This window comes from Candidatus Wallbacteria bacterium (assembly GCA_028687545.1).
Taxonomy (GTDB): Bacteria; Muiribacteriota; JAQTZZ01; order JAQTZZ01; family JAQTZZ01; genus JAQTZZ01.
In genome coordinates, this window is record JAQTZZ010000012.1 from 56,277 (window position 1) to 76,176 (window position 19,900).

General features: G+C 49.1%; 10 protein-coding genes. 5 read left to right on the plus strand and 5 right to left on the minus strand.

The window, feature by feature from the left end; genetic code table 11:
* The first annotated feature begins 35 nt into the window (after positions 1 to 35).
* Positions 36 to 2,306 (plus strand): SPASM domain-containing protein, encoded by a 2,271-nt coding sequence (locus tag PHW04_07700; protein ID MDD2715759.1) that lies wholly within the window; start codon positions 36 to 38, stop codon positions 2,304 to 2,306.
* A 36-nt stretch (positions 2,307 to 2,342) separates the two neighbouring features.
* Positions 2,343 to 3,434 carry a radical SAM family heme chaperone HemW gene (hemW, locus tag PHW04_07705; GenBank protein MDD2715760.1) on the plus strand — a complete coding sequence of 364 codons (1,092 nt, stop codon included), beginning with the start codon at positions 2,343 to 2,345 and terminating at the stop codon, positions 3,432 to 3,434.
* Here hemW and PHW04_07710 read toward each other — a convergent pair.
* Positions 3,427 to 4,278 (minus strand): formylglycine-generating enzyme family protein, encoded by an 852-nt coding sequence (locus PHW04_07710; GenBank protein MDD2715761.1) that lies wholly within the window; start codon positions 4,276 to 4,278, stop codon positions 3,427 to 3,429. The genes hemW and PHW04_07710 overlap by 8 nt on opposite strands.
* A 90-nt stretch (positions 4,279 to 4,368) precedes the next feature.
* On the opposite strand from PHW04_07710, the gene PHW04_07715 reads away from it, so the two are divergent.
* Positions 4,369 to 9,675 (plus strand): SUMF1/EgtB/PvdO family nonheme iron enzyme, encoded by a 5,307-nt coding sequence (locus tag PHW04_07715; GenBank protein ID MDD2715762.1) that lies wholly within the window; start codon positions 4,369 to 4,371, stop codon positions 9,673 to 9,675.
* Positions 9,676 to 9,694: 19 nt separating this feature from the next.
* Here PHW04_07715 and PHW04_07720 read toward each other — a convergent pair whose 3' ends face one another.
* Positions 9,695 to 10,762 carry a DMT family transporter gene (locus PHW04_07720; GenBank protein MDD2715763.1) on the minus strand — a complete coding sequence of 356 codons (1,068 nt, stop codon included), beginning with the start codon at positions 10,760 to 10,762 and terminating at the stop codon, positions 9,695 to 9,697.
* Between the two features lie 216 nt (positions 10,763 to 10,978).
* Here PHW04_07720 and PHW04_07725 point away from each other — a divergent pair, with 216 nt between their 5' ends.
* The gene (locus PHW04_07725; GenBank protein MDD2715764.1) at positions 10,979 to 12,952 is read left to right on the plus strand and encodes a C25 family cysteine peptidase; all 1,974 of its coding nucleotides are present in this window, start codon (positions 10,979 to 10,981) and stop codon (positions 12,950 to 12,952) included.
* Between the two features lie 21 nt (positions 12,953 to 12,973).
* On the plus strand, positions 12,974 to 13,171 hold the full coding sequence (locus PHW04_07730; protein ID MDD2715765.1) for a hypothetical protein: 198 nt from the start codon (positions 12,974 to 12,976) through the stop codon (positions 13,169 to 13,171).
* Between the two features lie 18 nt (positions 13,172 to 13,189).
* Here PHW04_07730 and PHW04_07735 read toward each other — a convergent pair whose 3' ends face one another.
* The 3 genes from PHW04_07735 to PHW04_07745 form a co-directional block, all read right to left on the minus strand.
* Positions 13,190 to 16,378: an SUMF1/EgtB/PvdO family nonheme iron enzyme gene (locus PHW04_07735; GenBank protein MDD2715766.1), complete on the minus strand. Its 3,189-nt coding sequence runs from the start codon at positions 16,376 to 16,378 to the stop codon at positions 13,190 to 13,192.
* Between the two features lie 162 nt (positions 16,379 to 16,540).
* Positions 16,541 to 17,941, minus strand: coding sequence for an SPFH domain-containing protein (locus PHW04_07740; protein MDD2715767.1), 1,401 nt, complete (start codon positions 17,939 to 17,941; stop codon positions 16,541 to 16,543).
* A 95-nt stretch (positions 17,942 to 18,036) separates the two neighbouring features.
* On the minus strand, positions 18,037 to 19,845 hold the full coding sequence (locus PHW04_07745; GenBank protein ID MDD2715768.1) for a hypothetical protein: 1,809 nt from the start codon (positions 19,843 to 19,845) through the stop codon (positions 18,037 to 18,039).
* Positions 19,846 to 19,900: the final 55 nt, after the last annotated feature.

The window sequence follows — 19,900 nt, forward strand, 5'->3', positions numbered from 1 at the left end:
TTGAATCAAACACCTTTAAATGCTATCTTCTCCTAATGAAATTACAGGTACTTCCCAACCTGCAGATCGGCATCACTGACCGCTGCAACCTGACCTGCTACATGTGCAGGCCTTCAGTGCTGCAGGACAGGGAAGCCTGCGGCGTGCCTCTGGCAGGGGACATGCCCAGGCAGGTCTTTGAAGACATCCTGCAGAATTGCCAAGACCAGGATTTCGACAACCTGATGCTCTGCTGGGTCGGAGAGCCGCTCCTGCATCCTGATTTCCTGCATTTCATAGAAACCATCAGGAATTTTGACAGGAAGCGTAATTTTTTCAGGGTGCTCACTTTCAACACCAATGGAGTGCTGTTCGATCAGCAGAAAATAGACAGATTCATGGAAATAATCAGGGACTGGAAGAAGAAAGTTTCTGTAGTCTTCTCTCTGGACGCCATGAGCCAGGAAACATATCTGAGCATCAAAAAGGCCGATCATTTCAAGGCTGCCTTTGACAATGCGAAATATTTCCTGAAGCGCAAAGCTGAACTGGCCATAGGGCCCAGGCTGCATGCTGCTTTCCAGTTCCTGGTGCTCCCGGAAAACGAGCAGCAAGTCCCTGATTTCTATTTCCATTTCAGAAGCTATCTGGAAAAGCTGAAGCAGAACTGGTCGCTTGGATTCGAAATCAATCACTCCAGCGACAATTCCATCATAGTCAGGGAAGCCAGGCTTTCGCCTCAGGAGCAGTCCAGCCGCCGCTTCAATTCAGCCAGGGATCTGCTGTCCAGATTTCCGGCTGACAGGCAGTTTTACCCCGAATCATACGAGATTCTTCCTGATCATGAAATCGTTGATCTCCCCTTTTACAAAAAAGTCAGGACTGATCTTTATTTATACAGGAACCGGCCCCCCTGCATTTCGCCATTTCTTTATCCCACAGTGCATGTGGACGGCAGCCTGACTGTCTGCTGCAGGGACAATGGGCTGACATTGCAGCTGGGGAACCTCAGCAGGGATTCGTTTGCCTCCCTCTGGCACGGGGAAGCTGCGGAACGGCTCAGAATGGCGCATCTGGAGTCTGATCCATCAGGATATCCGCTCTGCTTTTTCTGCGACAATTTCTCCACTTCATTTTTCAGGGACGAATCAGTGGAATCCGCCTTTGAGAAAAAATTTTCCTATCAGTCTGATCCTGAAAAACTGACTGACAGTGAATATCACCTGCGCCTGGAGAGGGTGTTTGAACTTGCCCCGACTCTTGCACTTGCCCTTAGATTGCAGGAGTATTATCTGAGCCTGCATCAGGAAGACAGGGTGGAAGCCCTGTATTCCCACCTTCTTTCCCGAAGTTCGGACCAGAAAGCAATTTCCATCCTGGCAGGTCTCAGATTTAAATCCGGAAAATATGAGGAGACAGTGACTCTGCTGCAGCAGGCAGGGGAACTGAGTGCAGAAGACGTGAAAATCCTGACTGAAAGCCTTACCAGGCTGGGAAGGCTTAAGGAAGCCTGCGGAATCGGAGAATGGTTTCTGGAAAACGGATCTGACTCCAGCCTGCTCATGACACTTGCCGAAATATACAGGCAGCTTGGAGAAACAGACAAGCTGAAACTGGCCTGGTCTGAACTCAGCATGGACGAGACTCTACCGGCTGAACTCAGGGAGAGTTTCAAACTGCGCCTGCAGGAATACCTCTCCCTTCAACATCAGAATCTTGGAAATTACGCAGAAGCCCTGCTTCATCTGAAAAAATTGAATAAAAGTGATTTTCAGCTCAGGGCTGCTGATATCCTGGAAGCTGCAGGCAAATTTTACCAGGCATACAGGCATCTGAAAAAAATCCAGGACCCGGAAAATTTTGAGAGGCGGGCTTCCCTGCTTCTGAAATCAGGCCGCCTGGAAGAGCTGATCGCGCTTTACGAGGGTTTCGGCCAGGCCGGTGAGTATGGCCAGATCAGGCCGCTGCTTTCGGCTTTATGGCTGACAGGAAAAATTTTCGTTGCAGCCAGGTTCCTCTCCTCACAGCCGGAATTTACGGACGAAGACTACTGCAGAGAGGCAGGCGGGATATTCCTGAAAGCAGGGCACTTCGCCAGAGCGAGATCCTGTTACCTGCTCCTGGAAAAAAGCAGGGACCTGGAAAAGAAAAGAGAAGCGCTCAATTCCCAGGTTTTCCTCTACCGAAGCTATGGCAGGAAATTTTCCGAACTGTGCTCAGGGTTAAGGCTGCTTTACCTGCAGCCTCTGGATTGGAACTCTATCCGTACAGTTCTGTATTCCTTCAGCTCGATTTTCATGAGAAAAAAACTACGCCATGATTCCTAAGGCGCTCTATATTCATTTTCCTTTCTGTGCCAGAAAATGCCCTTACTGCGACTTTTTCTCAATTCCCAGGCATACCCTGCCCAGGACATAATCCCCAGGTATCTGGAGGCATTGTCAGAAGAGCTTATCCTGTTCGAGCATACTGCGGTGAATACGGTTTATCTTGGCGGCGGCACCCCCACTCAGCTTTCTCCTGCTGAGCTCAATTCATTGCTCGCATCTGTCCGCAACCGCCTGCGCGTGGCCGAAGACGCGGAAGTGACTCTGGAAGCCAATCCAGAACATCTGGTCAAGTTCCAGCCTGAAATACTCAGTTCAACTGGAATCAACAGGCTGTCCCTGGGTCTGCAGCGCAGGGCTCCGGAGATGCTGAAAACCCTGGGCAGAAATGAAAATTCCTTCCAGCTCTGGACAGACAAGTATCATGACCTGCGCAGCACGGGAATTTCCCTGAGCCTTGACTTCATTTACGGAATCCCGGGTGACACAGTGGAAAAGTCGGTCAGGGAAATCACTGAAATCATCGGCTCCACTCCTCCAGACCATTTTTCCCTCTATCTTCTGGAAATCAAGCCAGGTACAGTTTTCCAGGAGAAAATGAACAGTGGGGAACTTAAATTGCCAATAGACGAAATTCAGGCGGAAATCTATCATGCTCTTAGAGGTCTGCTGGCCTCGCACGGATATCAGCAGTATGAAATCTCCAATTTCGCGAGCCCTGGTCATGAATCACGGCATAATCTGGTCTATTTCAACAACGGAGAATATCTGGGCATCGGCTCCGGCGCTTTTGGCCGCATCGACAACCTGCGCTATAAAAACAGTTCAGACCTCAGCCGCTATCTGTCGTGCCTGCAGGAAGGCAGAAGAGCAATGGAGTTTTCCGAGACTCTGGATGAGACACTGAATGCCAGGGAAACTCTGATGATGGGACTGAGAAAGAACGAAGGTGTGTCCCTGAGAGTGCTTTCCACAATAAAGGACAGTCAAAAAGAGTATGTGCTGGAAAGGATTTCCTATTGGAATAAAATGGGAGTGATCGTGGAAGACGGGGAAAGGATCAGGCTGAATCCTGATTACTTCTTCACCAGCAACGAAGTGATCGGGGATATAATTGACCTCAATTGAATCCTTTTGGAGCGTATTCCACCCGTAATCCATTGAGAAAATAGCAGAAACCTGGAAGATTGCTGAAACGGCAGGCGCTGCCTAAAAGTTCTTCTTCCTGTGTGAAGCTGGAACCGCCTCTGAGCACTTTTTTCTTCCCTGGAGTCACATTTATCGGATTAAGGACCGGCCTGTTCGTATTCACGATTCTCTGATAATAACTCTCATCATACCAGTCCTGGCACCATTCATAAACATTCCCGATCATGTCATACAGTCCCCAGGAATTGGGTTTCTTCAACCCCACCTCATGACTGCGTTGCCCGCTGTTTCCGGCGTACCACATGTATTCCCCATCCATGAACCTGCCCCAGAAAAAACGGAGATCACTGCCTGCTCGGCAGGCGTATTCCCATTCAGCCTCTGTAGGCAGCCTGAATCTGATCGGCCCCTTGTCATTCAATTTTCCCAGGAACACCTGGCATTCATCCCAGGATACGGTATCCACGGGCAATTTTGGAGACTTGATCTTGGAAGGGTTGTCTCCCATCACGGCTTGCCATTGTTCCTGGTTAACTTCGTGTTTTCCGAGATAAAATCCCTTGCCGATTCTCACTCTGACCTGAGGGTGCTCATCAGGAATGCCCTGAAAATCAGGTGAACCCATCGTGAATTCTCCAGGCGGCACATAGACGAACTCCATTTTCACGCTTCCTCCGATAGTGATCGAAATAATTTCTCCTGTGGAAGCGGCAAAAGATACTGTTTCAGCTAAAATCAGTCCCAGAAATAAAAACACGCATTTTCCATTCATCACATCAACATTATGACCGAGATTCCGCTGCAGAGCAAATGAAGTGCGCAAAGTGCTTGAATTTTGAACGAATTTTATAATCCCGCAATATCTGATATAATCATATCCAGTAAAAGCAGGACTAAATACAGGGAGCTGACCATGTGTTTCATATCTAGAATTTCAATCGTTCTTCTGATGATCATGCTTACTTCAGTGATGGCAGGTGTGTCTGTCTCAGGTTCTGCAGGCGGTCTTGCCGGAGCCAGGGTTAAGCTCTGGAAAACGAGTTCAATCATCAAGGAAGCAACTGCGGATTCCAATGGGAATTTCACTCTAACCGGCATTTCTTCAGGCATTTATATGCTCATGGCTTACAAAGGCGGATATTATCCTGGATCGTTGCAGCTCATTGTAAATGATCAAGACCAGAACGGAATAATGATCCCAGTCTCCCCGATTCCGCAAACCAGATTGTCCAATCTTGGTATGAATATCTACGGTACTGCAGAAGTCGACCACGACGGAGACGGCACGCTGGAAGCTGTGATCCCTGGAGATGTGGTAACTGCCAAAGACCCGCAGGGCATACTTTGCGGGCAATTCACTGTTAATCAAGCCGGACGTTACGGCACAATGCCGATTGTAGGTGACGACCCTGAAACAGCCACAGACGAAGGATGCAACAATGCTGATAATGTCGCTTTATTCGTAAACGGTGCTCATGTTTCAGGGACTTTGCCCTTCAGTAATATGGAAATCCTGGAAAAGAACATCTCCGCAGCAGCCGGGATGACCAGGTCGATTCCCTTGAAAACCGGCTGGAACCTGGTGAGCCTTGGACTGATCCCTGATACTGATTCAATTGAAACACTTTTTTCAGGCATTGACAGAATGAGATATGTGATGGGTTTCTTTCGCAATCCTGCCGACAACGGCAGTGAGGGATTCCGTACTTTTATGAATCTGCCCGGATTAAAAGCTTACAGTACTCTGACTGATCTTGATGCTTATCATGGATACTGGGTCTATATGACCGGAGATGATACCCTTGAATTGAGCGGAATAAGGGTGGCAGACAACTCGTCTCGCACCATGAGCCAGGGCTGGAACCTGGTGGGTTACTGGCTGGATTCCACGAACGCCCTTCCAACGTATCAAGGCCAGGCAAATACGACCATTGATTCCATCTTTGGAAGCACCGCTGTCAGTGGTGAAGTGAAATATGTGATGGGATTCTATCGTTTCCCGCCGGACGGAGGAACAGAAGGGTTCCGGACGTTTATGAACACCAGCGCTCTCAACTTCAGTACATTGAAAGAACTGACCCCTAAATTGGGATACTGGATGTATATGCTGAATGAAGGCCTGCTGCAATACGGACTTACCGCGTCAGCCCTTGCCGCGCCGAGCTGGATAAATGCCAGCGACGCTGCCTACACCACTGAAGTCAGGGTAACCTGGAATATTGTTACTGGAGCAGCCTGTTACCAGGTTTTCCGTGCGGACTCGTCCACAGGAACATATCTGGCTCTCTCACCCCAGCTGACTGAAACCAGATATGACGATCCAACCGTGGGGGCAGGGATTTTATATTTTTACAAGGTAAAAGCCATCAATAATTCCGGTGAAACAAGCCTGCTCAGTGATTGCGATTCGGGTTACGCGGCTTTGACAACAGCCAACAATCCCCCCTGGATCGCGAGTGTGGAAGTTACCGGTACTTCAGGCGGGATCACGATCAGTTACAGTCTTTCTGATCCTGACAACGACACCTGCAGCGTGCGGGTTTTTTATTCCATAGACGACGGTTATTCCTATACAGGTTCAGTGCATGTGGATGGAACTCTGGAAGGGATCCTGCCCGGATCAGGTAAAACAGTTACCTGGAATTCCAATCAAGACATCGCAGACACCCAGAACAGGGTAAGGGTGAAAATTATCCCGAACGACGGAAAAAATGAAGGCAGTGCCGGGGAATCAGGAATGTTTACAGTCAACAATGGAAAAGAATTGACTTCCATTGTTCTTACACCATCCATGATTTATCTGGACCCTGGACATTCCTATGATTTGACTGGCCTCAAGGTAATTGCAGCATATTCGGATGGAAGCAGCAGAGAAGTCACAGGTGAAACCTGGATTAAAAGCTCAGGTAGAGGCACAATCGAAAATAATATCTATACATCTCCCTCAGATACCGGCAATGTAATGCTGACAGCAAGTTACATGGAAGGCGCTGTATCAAAAACCTCTGAACTTAGCGTGACCGTAGGGATAAAACCCAGTTCAGGAGCAGTCAAAACAGTGACGCTGACTGGCGAAGTGACTATGGATTTCGTCTGGATCCCTGCAGGCAGCTTCAACATGGGCAGCCCGGTGAGTGAAACACTCAGACATTCCGACGAAGGACCGCAGCATACAGTGAACATCACAGGTTTCTGGATGAGCAGATATGAGGTTACCCAAGCTCAATGGCAGGGAATCATGGGGAGCAATCCCAGTAATTTTTCAGGTCCCAGTCGTCCAGTAGATGGACTTTCCTGGAACGACTGCCAGGGTTTTATTACAGCACTCAACAGCAAGGAAATAGGCAGCTTCAGGCTTCCCACCGAAGCGGAATGGGAATATGCCTGCAGAGCAGGGACAACAACAGCATATTACTGGGGCGGCAGCATGGACATTGATTACTGCTGGTATTATTACGAAACCAGCGGCTATCAGACGCATGATGTAGGCCTGAAACTTCCGAATGCCTGGGGTTTATATGACATGAGCGGAAATGTCTGGGAATGGTGCAATGACTGGTATTCTTCCAGTTATTACAGTACATCCCCTGCAGACGACCCTCCAGGCCCGGCAAGCGGTCAATTCGGCTACAGGGTTGTGCGGGGTGGCTCATGGAGCTGCTCAGATTTCATCGAGCGTTCTGCGAATCGGGATTACGTCAGCTTCGACTACCAGGGTCATGACTTCGGAATGAGGCTGTGCTTAAACTACGATGGAACAGGTGCCGCATTACCTTCTTCCCCTACTGGTCTTACCGCTAGCGGCAAGACAAACAGCAGCTTTACTCTTGCCTGGAATTCAGTGGGCTGTGCAGCCGGTTACAATGTTTTTAAAGGCGGCACTTTGTACGCTACGACTGAAACAACCTCAAAGGTAATCACCGGCTTGAGCGCAAATACAAGCTATACTATGGAAGTAACGGCTGTGAATGTAACTGGAGAAAGCGAAAAGTCTACTGCTCTGATCGTGACCACTAATCCGGACTTACCCGCAGCTCCCAGTGGGCTTTCCTCGAGCAGCATGACAAGCAACAGCTTTACTCTTGCCTGGAATTCAGTGGACTGTGCTGCCTGTTACAATGTTTATAAAGGCGGCACTTTGTACGCCACGACTGAAACAACCTCAAAGAGCATCACCGGCTTGAGCGCAAGTACCAGCTATACCATGGAAGTGTCTGCAGTGAATGTGACCGGAGAAGGTGCAAAGTCCCCTGGATTAAGCTTGACCACTAATCCGGACTTACCCGCGACTCCTGCCGGTCTTTCCATCTCTGACATGACAACCACGGGTTTCACACTCTCCTGGAATCCAGTTCCCTATGCCGCCGGTTACAAGATATACATGGGCGGAACCTTGCATGGTACAACCGAAGCATGCCTTACGAACTTCACAGGACTTTCGGCAGGAACAGGCTATACCATGGAAGTATCTGCTGTGAATTCTGCTGGTGAAGGTGCAAAGTCTGCAGCGCTCTTCTGGATCACAAATAAAAATGTAGTTTTAAGCGGTGAAGTGAGCATGGAGTTCGTCTGGATTCCGTCCGGCAGCTTTACAATGGGCAGCCCTGTCTCTGATACGAATAGCTGGACTGACGAACGCCCCCAGCATACAGTGAATATCACACGCGGTTTCTGGCTGGGAAAATATAAAGTAACCCAATCACAGTGGCAGGCATTGACCGGCAACAATCCCAGTTGTTACCAGGGTACAAACTACCCGAATTCCGGCAATCGGCCGGTGGAACAAGTGTCCTGGACCGACTGCCAGGCTTTCATTGCAACTCTTAACAGCAAAGGAGTCGGAACTTTCCGACTGCCCACTGAGGCTGAATGGGAATACGCCTGCCGGGCTAAGATGACAACAATCTATTACTGGGGTGCAAATTTTAATGGGAATTACATGTGGTACTCCGAAAACTCCGGTAATCAGACCCACGATGTGGGCCTGAAACTGCCCAATGCCTGGGGTTTGTATGACATGATCGGAAATCTCTGGGAACTGTGCAATGACTGGTACGACGGTTGTTATTACACCAGTTCTGCTGCCACTGATCCACAGGGACCAGCAAGTGGAACTACCAGAGTGATGCGGGGAGGTTCGTGGGGTGCAGGAATTGCTGACTGCCGCTCTGCAGCTCGCTGCGACAATACTGTTGACGGTAAAACCGTTGACATCGGATTCCGGCTTGCAGGAGACCTGTCAGGTATCCCTGCTCCCACCGGTCTTTTGTCCAGCGACAAGACAACCACCAGTTTCACGCTCAACTGGAGTGCAGTGAGTGACGCTGCCAGTTATGTGATATGCAAAGACGGAAGTTTCTATGGCACTTCAGAAACTAACTCCAAGCTCATTTCCGGACTTACTGCTGGAACAAGTTATTCAATGGAGGTATCTGCCGTGGACGCAGCAGGTAAGGGCTTGAAATCAACGGCACTGAATATAACCACGAATAAAATTCTGAATTTGACTGGCGAAGTAAGCATGGAATTTGTCTGGATCCCTGCCGGGAGCTTTGCGATGGGCAGTCCTACTTCTGAGACTGACAGCTGCGGTGACGAACGCCCGCAGCACACTGTGAACATTAATCATGGTTACTGGCTGGGAAAATATGAAATCACTCAATCCCAGTGGCAGGCTGTCAGAGGAAGCAACCCCAGTTATTTTCAGGGAACAAGCTTCCCGAACTCGGGTAACCGGCCAGTAGAACAGGTATCCTGGACTGACTGCCAGACCCTCATTACATTACTCAACAGCAAAGGTAGCGGGACCTTCAGATTACCTACTGAAGCGGAATGGGAATATGCCTGCAGGGCTGGTACTGCCAGTGCTTATTACTGGGGGGGAACTTTGAGCATGAATTACGGCTGGATTGACGATAACAGCAGCTCTCAAACTCATGATGTAGGTCTGAAACTTCCAAATGCCTGGGGTTTGTATGACATGATCGGAAATATCCTGGAATGGTGCAATGACTGGTATGGTGATAATTATAAAGACATGCCTGAGATTGTGGATGACCCGCAGGGGGAAACCAGCGGGGGCTCCCATGTAATGCGTGGCAATTCCTGGTATGATCTCCTCAGTACCAGTCATAGCCGCTCTGCTTATCGATACTATAACTCTGATAATACACATAAAAGTTACGGAGCGAGGCTGGTTTACGTTGAAGCTCCCAATTAAGTTCTCTTCTGTTATTTATTCAGTGCTCATGCCTGTGATGGTCATCAGGCGTATGAGGATGAGAATGTTCGTTTTCTGAGTGCTGATGCTGATGCGAATGTTCCAGGTCACCGGTTTCGACCCCTTCATGCTGGTGGTCGTGATGCCCGTCGTCATGCCTGTGTCTGTGATCGTGCGACATCCACTTGTGATGATGGCTGTGCCCGTGTGATTCCAAAAGCAGCATGTATGTTCCTGCCAGCATGACAGGAAGGGACACCCAGAACAGCAGATTGAGAGGGTCATTGAACAGGGCGAATGAAATCAGGGCTCCGGCGAAAGGGGCGATTCCGAAAACAGCAGATGTGCGGGCAGCTCCAAGATTCCGCAGCGCCAGAATGAAGAGAATGATTGAAAATCCATAGGACAGAAATCCCAGCGTCAGGGAACAGGCAATCATCCCTATCTGAGGCATTTTGAATCCGGCAGCAGCCAGATAAATCACCATAGAGGTGCTGCCTGCTGCTAAACCCTTCCAGATTACAGTCAGAAGGGGATCTTTGGCGGAAATGTTCCGGGTGAAGTTGTTGTCCAGACCCCATAAGCTGCAGGCGATGATGATCCCAAGCGCACCAGGCGAAAAACCCCATTCCCCGGAAAAATTCAGAGTTAAAAGAATTCCTGACAGAGTGATCAGAAAAAGTCCTGCCCAGATTCGGCTGCCGACAGCTTCATGGAAAATCAGAAATGCCAGGATTGAAGTTGCCACGCATTCAAAATTGAGCAGAAGTGAAGCGGTCGCAGCTGGAGTGGATTTCAGACTGTACATCAGGATAATGGGAGCAGCGACTCCACCGGCCAGAATTGAACCAAGCAGCCAGGGCAGATCTTTCGCAGATAATCCGGCTTCGATTTCCTGTTTGGGAATCGCTATTCCACGTATCAGTTTAAAGATCAGCACCCCGATTCCACAACCAAGATACAGAAGCGCTGCCAGCAATATTGTATCTACTTCTCCCAGAAGCAGTTTTGAAAGAGGTGCCGATGCCCCGAACAGGGCAGCTGCCAGCAGTGCCTGGAGATAAGGTATCAGAATTTTATTCTTCAAGGGTTATTGTATTCCTGTAAAGTCTTACTGCAGCATTTCTCACATATCAACCTACCAACATACTAACATACTAACTTCCGGCATAACATTCTTGAAATAGTTATCGTCAATATACTCAGCCGATGCCGCATTCCGCCGCAAAAATAAAGCTTGAATTACACGCATTTTCGGATATTATTATAATGTAAGTATCAAAAATATCATGAGGAGGAGAGTATGAAACTGTTGGGGATTTTGCTACTGGTTGCTTTCATTACAACCAGCGCATTCGCCACTGAATGGATTGCCCTGGATAAAGGGGTAAAAAGTAATTCAGCTTCTAAATCAGTAATCAAGGACACTGAGACAGAAATCATCATCACAGTCAATGTGCCGGGTTACGCTGCAACTGACCGCAGCATCGACGGCCAGGACTGCATTTCCTTATCTCTTGAGGGCACTTCACCCACGATGACCAAAGGCGACCCGGAATTGAGAAAAGTCACAGCTTTCGTGGCGCTTCCCGCCTGTTCCTCAGCTACAGCCAGGGTGGTTGACTCCAGTTTTGTAATCAAAGACTCTAATACAATAGTACCCTCCAGGGGTACGATCATGAGAAATCAGGATCCCAGCAGCGTACCTTACGAGTTTGGTCCTTCCTATAAAGTCAGAGGCTGGTACCCACTCGACAGCGAACTCGTAACTGTTTCCGCGCCTTTCATTTTCAGGGATCAGTATGGTGTAAGACTGGAAGTAACTCCATTCCAATATGACAATCAGAAGAAAAAGCTGAAGGTCTATTCCAATTTTAAGATCGCCATCACTCCAATTGGCATTTCCAAAGGTTTCTTCCGCTCCCAGTCGACATCCGGCGATTTTGAAGGCCTCTATTCCAAGGTATTCATGAATTACACGGCACCTGTAAGAGTTGCCAAAGGTGCATCAGTCCCAGCGGTGAAGAAGAATCTTCTGATCATTGCCGGCGACACCATGCTCGACTCAGTCAAAGCCCTGAAGGACTGGAAAGTCAAATGCGGCTATACAGTCGATGTCGTAAAAGCTTCTGATGCCGGGAAAACCGGTGATGAACTCAAGACTTTCCTTCAGAAACAATACGACGCTGGAAAGCTCTGCTTCGTGATCCTGGTCGGCGATGCCGAGCAGATCCCCACCCTTAAGGGTAAACAGGAAAGTGCCGATTCAGATGCATGCCTGGTCAAACTTGCCGGCAACGACAATGTGCAGGATGCCTTCATCTCCAGAATTTCAGTTGAAAACAAAGATCAGGCAGACTATGTCATTGCCAAGTCTATAGCCTATGAGCAGAATCCGATGCAGGGAGCAGACGGGGCATGGTACAAGCAGGCTCTCGGTATCGCTTCCTCCCAGGCCGGCGGCGACGACAACATGATCGACTATGACAGGATTAAGTCTTATAACAAGGAACTGCAGGGCAAACTTGGATTCACCACTATTTTCGAATGCTACGACGGCAGCGGAGCCAGCACACAGAAAATCTTCGACGCCTGCAAGAGCGGCGTTAGCATCATCAACTACTGCGGCCACGGCGGTGACACTGAGTGGGTCACCACAGGCTTTTCCAATGACGACTGCGCCAATCTCCAGAACGGTATGAAACTGCCTGTGATCTGGGATGTCGCCTGCGTGAATGGAGCTTTTGTAGGCCAGACCTGCTTCGCCGAAGCCTGGCTGCGCACAGGCACCAAAGCCAAGCCGGCAGGCACGATCGGCATGGCTGCGGCCACCACCAACATGGCCTGGTATCCACCCTGCATCTGGCAGAAGGAAATCGTCAATGAACAGATCTGCGGTAAGAAGAACCAGATCGCCCAGGTGATCAACCTGTTCGGAATTCTCAAGACCATGGAGCAGTTCGGAGTCGAGGATTCCAGCAAAGGCAACCAGGTCAATGAGCAGGTGGTTTACTTCGGCGATGGTACAGTTGCTCTGAGATTTGCCCCTGCCAGAGAAATCCAGGTGCAGAAATCAAGTGACGCAAACAACGCTCAGATCCAGATCCTGGGCGGCGGAACCGAAGACATTACAGTAACCCTGTATGACGACAAGGGCGAGAACATCGTCACAGTGAAACCGGACGAAACAGGAGTGGTCAGAACCTCCCTGCGCGGTCAGACCATGTTCACAGTGTATGGCCCTGGCATTGTCCCGCTGATCGACGAACAGCTGTAATTATCAGAGACATGCTTAGGCATGTCGTCAGCTAAATTAAAAAAGGGGCTGTCCCAAAAGGACAGTCCCTTTTATTTAACCAGCAAAAATCATCCGGATGGTTATATTTATATCAATGCCAACAGATTCTACTGGATGTGGTTCGACGTGTTCTATTTCGGCAAGACGACCTGGCTGACCATGATCGCTGCCAGGCAGACAATAAAGAAACAGCCTTGAATCAAAGATACCCATCTGCTATGGAGTGAAGACCAGCCTCAATCCCAGTCCGCTGTATCGGTCACTAGGTATGGTATTGCTGCGACCCGCGGACCGGCAGAAAAATACACCGAGGCTCCAGCAGCCACCACGAACCACGCGGAGCGAGCCGGTTACTGGTCCAGTCGGGTCATTTGCGGGTGATAAACTGTAAAAATCATCTGCATACCAATCCTGACACCACTCCATGACATTTCCGCTCATGTCATACAACTCCCAGGTATTGGGCAGAATCCCACCCACAACGTTCGTTTGAGCTCCACTATTACTGTCATACCAGCAGTATGAGCCATCAATGATTTCCCCCCAGTAGTAAGCAGAAGTGTTGCCGGCCCGGCAAGCGTATTCCCATTCCGCTTCAGTGGGTAATCTGAAGGTTCCTATTCCCATGCTGTTGAGAGATGCAATGTATATCTGACAATCATTCCAGGAAACCTGTTCCACCGGGCGGTTACCGGAATTGGGATAACTCGCGCCTTGAAAATAACTGGGATTGCTGCTGGAGACAGCCAGCCACTGGGCTTGGGTAACTTCATATTTTCCAAGCCAAAACCCCTGTGTGATGCTTACTGAGTGCTGAGGATTCTCGTCGTAATATCTATACTGCTCTGAATCGGGACTGCTCATTGTAAAACTGCCTGCTGGAATCCATTTGAATTCCATGGTCACACTACCGGGCAGAGTTAAAGTCATGCTGTCACCTGCGTTATGAACGCCAATTCCTGTTATCGTAAGATTTATCTCAGCGGTTTTTGTCACCCCGTTTTCCGTGAAGCTGCAGCCGAGCACTGCGTTTCCTGCGCTGACTGGGGCTGTGTAGGTCAACCCGCTCAGGCTTCCGCTGCCGCTCTTTATGGACCAGGATGCATTGTTTGTTTTGATGCAGCTGCCGTCACTGTAATAAGCGTTGACAGCCAGATTGCTGAGGTCATAACTCTGGGAAGCACCCACTGTGATACTGCCAGGGTTAGTGCAGATATACACCGGACCTGAGATTGTCCTTTTTACAGCGATCCCGAGCCAGTCGCCAGTGCCGGAATGTGTGTAACTGGTGCTGCTGCCTGTCATGACAATCATCTTTTTATCAGAGGACATGACTCCATGAATCGATGGAATTCCTGGTGCTGTTATGATGCCTTGTGGCGAGATGACAAGGCTGCTTGAGATCTGGCCTGAGTAATTATAATCGTCACTGCCGAGGAGCGAGAGATTGATAAGATTCCCGTAGCCGTCGATCAGCGCTTGCCCATAATACCATGCAGACCAGCCTGTCGTGAGAACAGCATGGAGCTGCCATGCACCGGCTAAATCTTCTTTGTCGAAACTTCCCCCGCCTTTCAAGATGGCGCAGAATCCTCTGCTGCTGTCCGAATTGTCAAAAGTGCCTGTCAGCAAAGATTTATCGCCTGACATGACTCCATGAAAAGACGGCATATCGCTGCTTGTGACTATTCCGCTCGCGGAAATCCCCATGTTGTAAATACCAACTGGTGTGGTCATTCTACCGGTCGAATCGACTTCATCTGTTGCATAATAGCAGCCTGTTTCCTGTTGCGGAGTTCCTGTGATAATACCTTGCTCATACCATGTCCCCTGAAGATCTGATAATGAGAATGAAGCTTCTTTCAGAAATGATATCCACATGCCGTAGCAGTCATCACCGCCACCCTGGGTCTGCACTACAGTCTTCCCGTCCCCTGAGAGAACTCCGTGAACATCGGAATCAGGATCTGGAGTAGTGATGTCCCCTGAGCTGTCTAGATTACATATGCCTAACTCTTGATTTGTATAAACGTTCCCATTACTGTCTCGGCCGTCGGTTACTGTGGCAATACCGCTGCTGGCGAATGACATTGAGCCATAAACCCACATACACTGGTCGGATGCAACTCCAGAGTATATACCAGAGAGATTCCAGTTCCCCTGCAGGGAACTATTTGAGACCGCCTGAGCAGTGGTTACAGCTAGTGTAGTTGTTTTAGGGCTTGTGCCTCCGCTGTTGACTGCTTCCACTTGAATCGTATACTGAGTGTGCGGGACGAGTCCGCTGATAAAGGCCAAAAGTCCTGTAATTCCAGTGTGGATAAGAGTCCCGTTTTTATAAATATTGTAAGTGCTTGCATTCTCTTCAGTATCCCAGCTTACTATGAATCCGCTGCTGGAAATGTTGCGCGATTTCAGATTGACAGGAGCCTGTGGCGCTCCTTCCTCAATCGTCACCGCTACTTCTGCTGTTCTTGTCACAATGTTCTTGGTGAAGCTGCAGACAAGAGTGGCAGATCCGGAACTGGATGGCGCGGTATAGGTGCTGCCGTTCACACTCCCTTCTCCGCTTTTCACTGACCAGGATGGATTGTAAGCACCTGCTTCGATGCTTCCGGTGTAGTATGCGGTTACAACGATTGCGGCCAGATTGTAGTTTGCTCCGATAGGCACGCTGATAGATGAAGGAAAAACTGTGATGTGATCCAGCACCTTGTCACACCAGTACGCATCCTGTCCGTACTTCAGTATGCCCTGGCCCTGCATATAGACCCAGTAGCCATGATTGGGAACGAGCGAGGATAATGTGCTGAAACTGATCGCTGAATTGTTCATGAATGTCCTGAATCCCTCGTTCCCTCCATCTCCAGGATTACGATAAAATCCCATGATGTATTTCACGATTCCGCTGACTGCGTTCTGATTGAAGACAGAGTCGATCATTGTGCTGGCTTGTGTTTCACTGGTAGGCAGGCTTATCTGATCATTCAGCCAGTAGCTCACCAGATTCCAGCCAGTGCTGACTGTTGCTTCCTTAGTTGAGGAAATTTCAGTTCCTGAAACTTCCAGAGTGGCGACATTGTTCATATACACCCAATAGCCGTGATATCCGTCCATGGTCAAGAGAGTGGAGAAGTCCCGTACATTATCGATATTCATATAGGTGCGGAAGCCTTCTGTCCCTGCATCTGCAGGATAGCGGAAGAATCCCATCACATATTTCATATCAGGAACGCTGTTGAAGACAACCTCAATGGATCTACAGTCCGGTGACAGTCCAAGGCTGATCAGGTTCCAGCCGGATTTGAGGGGAATCTGTGAAGTAAGGGCTGAGAGAGGAGCGAGCTTGAAAACCAGTAACAGGAAAAATATTAAAATAAAATGGAACGCAAAAGACTTTTTCATTCAGCACCTGCCATTTTTTTTGAAGAATATTATGGGAAATATGAAAACTTTGCAAACAGACCTGTCACCTTTGTTGAAAGGTTCCAGGCAGTGCAGGATATCGCACAGGAATTGAAGCGCTTTACTGATTACCTGACTTTTCGAATCCAGCCCAGGTAAGTTTTATCCCAATGACCTGTCCTTGCTCTCAATCGAAAGATCCACATCAGACGGAGTGAAGAAAAGCTGGGCTTTGCCTTCGGACAGTTTTTCCAGTATCTCTTTCTTACGCAGTGTGTTGAAAAGGCCGATCCTGTCTGCTGCAGGAACATCTTTACCCACACCTTCCAGGAAAACCCTGACCCGCTCAGCCTCTGCCTCGCCCTTGGTCTTGAATTCCCGCAGCACATGATCGTGCTGAATTTCCAGCAGCTCTCCCTTCACCTTTTCCGCCTCGATCTTTCCGCTGATTTCCTTGAGCATGACTTCATTGGAGGTTTCCTGCTTCTGGATCATATTCAGCCTGTTGGTGGTTTCCTGGATGATCTCCTGCAGGATCTTCTGGGTAGCCTCGTCCTTGCAGGTGATTGAGCGTACTTCCACAGCGTGGAGCAGTACACCGCGGTCCGGGTAGAAAGGATCTTCGCTGTGCAGTGAAGCACCAGCCACAATGGCGTTGAAATCCGCGAGGAACCGTTCAAGGGTCACCTGAGACACGGACTGGATGATCTGGCTCCTGGCATGCGAGCAGATGTCGCCAGGCACATCGTCGGTAGTGCGCACCATCTTCTCCACATCGCTTATCTGCCAGAAGAAAGTAATCCCGATGTTCAGTTCCACGTTGTCCTGGGTCCTGGCCCCGAACTCGTACCACATGAATTTGGGCCGCATGTCGATATGAGTCACGATCAGGTTGCGCTGTTCCTTGTGAATGCCGGATGACCACTGGAATTTAAGAAGCCCGCAGTAAGGATCGAGGAAAAAGGAACGTTCCTTGTCATGGCCTTTCCTGAACAAAAATTTTCCGGTCTTGTCCTTGATCACTACAGTCTCGTGATCTTCCAGCAAAATGCGTTTCTGCACTTCCATGATCTCCTGTTTGGGGCCTGGCACAAAGACCTGCTGTTCAGTGAGAAGCTGCTGGCTGCCTGTGCCTGTGTCCCTTATCAGTACTGCAGTGTGTTCGTCGACATTGATCCCTTCCCGCACTCCATCGATCTGCTCCTCGTGGGGGCTTAGATAGACCAGTGTCTCACCGCGGGCTACCCTCAGTATACCGGTGCTCTTATCGATGATTACCACAAACTGGTTATGTTTCAAGGCAATCGCAGCAAAGCGCTTGAGTACCTCGTCATTAGCCTTCTGAAAATACATTTTCGGGCCGAGTTCATTGCGCAGTTCCCCAGTCAGCCTGTCGCGCACGCGGAGATATTCGGTGGGGCCGAGAGTCATCCCCCTGCGTCTCTGCACACGATACAGGGGAAGCGATAGATACACTGAAGGTCCTTCCACTGTAAAGCGTCTGGTGAAACCCTCAATCAGGAGCTGCTCGTCGTCCTGCAGAAAATAGAGCCAGGGGATCATGTTGCCTCCATAAATATTCAAAATCCTTGCATCGGCAGTAGTTGAATTGCTGACTTGAATAATTTTATTCTATCAGGATAAATTGACCTAATCAATTAGAACAGTAAATATTCCACTCTGAAGCTCATGTTGTTGTCCACTGCATTTCCAGTATCTGAAATCTTCCAGGAAAGCTCCCAGTTCCAGGTGTTTTTACAGCTTCCCATCAGGCTCAGGTTCGAGACTGATCCTGTCTCCACAAGGCTGTATGAAGTTTTTAATTCGAACAAGGGGAAACTCAATCCAGTCCCGGCATCTGTCGTTCTGCTGCCCGCATGGGTTGAGCGCCCCAGATACAGCTTACAGCGCTTGAAACCGTAATTCATCCGGGAAAAAAAGTCATGATAATCATTGAAGCTGTATTTCCCATTCAGGAAAAATTCTTTAAGGCTGTAATTGCCTGAAAGATAGGGGCCATCATCGCAGCCTGACCTGGCATTCGAAAGATATCCGGCACCAATCCGTCCGAATTTTTCCCTCCTGAACAAGGCTGAATCATAAATCAGATTGCCAAGGCCATCCTGGTTTTCCCAGGCGTAGTTCCCTGTGAAACTCAAGTTGTCGGCCAGGAACTTCTCCCCGACCATGCTGGAACGGTGCTCTTCCCTCACACCTCCCAGACTGTAATGTTCGAGATACAGCCTGTCAGGTCCGAAATTGAAATTATCCCTCATCACATAATAATATTCACGTTCCAGCGTGTCGTTGCGGCCAAGAAACCCGGAAAAATAATTGAACCCGCTCTCAGGCTTGTATAAATTTGTGCGTAAAAAATGTGTCAGATCTCCTCCCAGACTTTCCTGCCTGTATTCACAGTCCATGCTGGAACGACCCACTTTCAAACCCCTGGATTCAAATGGCATCTCTCTTTCTCCAAAATCGTAGCGGCCGTATTTCCTCAGAAAAAGTTCAGATTTCACTAGACCCCTGGACACAAGATTCAGATCACAACCCCTTTTTTCAGGGCTGAGGCTGACAGGTTTCAATCCCTGTTCGAGAGAATAGTAATTTACAGTATAACCAAGTTCTGCCGTTTCACCATTGGTAAGATTCAGCGCATATCCGCTTTTTCCTCCGTGGTCACCGGTTTCCCCGAGATTGTATCTCAGATTCAGTGCCGAATCAGCAGGGAGCAGGAACTGTTCTGCACAGGTCAGCTGATGTTCCTGATCGACATCAGTACCGCTCTTTCCCGATTCGTAAAACCGGAACTCGGTCTGCCCGGCCCTGCCACCGGTACCGATAAATCTCTGGCGCTCGCTGTTATCGACTGCTCTGTAATAAACTGTGATCCGCTCGAAACTTGCGATCACATTCTGGAAGAACAGCATTCCGTTATCATAGTCCAGTGTATATTCAAAGTTTGAAATCAGCAGACGGTCGTCCAGATAAACGCGTTCCGACCCCATCACTACAGGCGATTTCTTTAAAAGATAGGGCCCCCTCTTCGATTGTCCGAAAAAATCCTCCCGGGCTGAGTTGCGATTCTCTTCAGAATACAGAAACATCATTTCCCGGCCTGGCATCCAGGAGTATCGCTCAGTCACACCCCTCATCACCGGAAGTTTCAGCCCGAAGATTCCGTTGTCTTCCCAGTTCTGGTCACCCAGGCAGAAAGCGTTGTCCTCTGTTTTGTAATTCAGCGAGATCCTGCGGAGGCTGTCGCTGTTCAATTCATTCCTGTCGTCGTAATCCAGATACATCGAATAATCAGGGATCTCGTTCTGCAGCACGAAATTCAGGCTTTCCCTCCAGGGCTGTTCCAGGTTGGACTGGTCGAATTCAAAAGCCTTGGCTCCTTGCAGTTCCATGGCACCGAGCCTGACCGCGAAAAAGAAAAATGCGAGAAGAGCGCAGCTTTTCACCGAAATCTTATCGACCTTATTTATCAAAAATGGAGTCCGTCAAAGACAGAGGAGA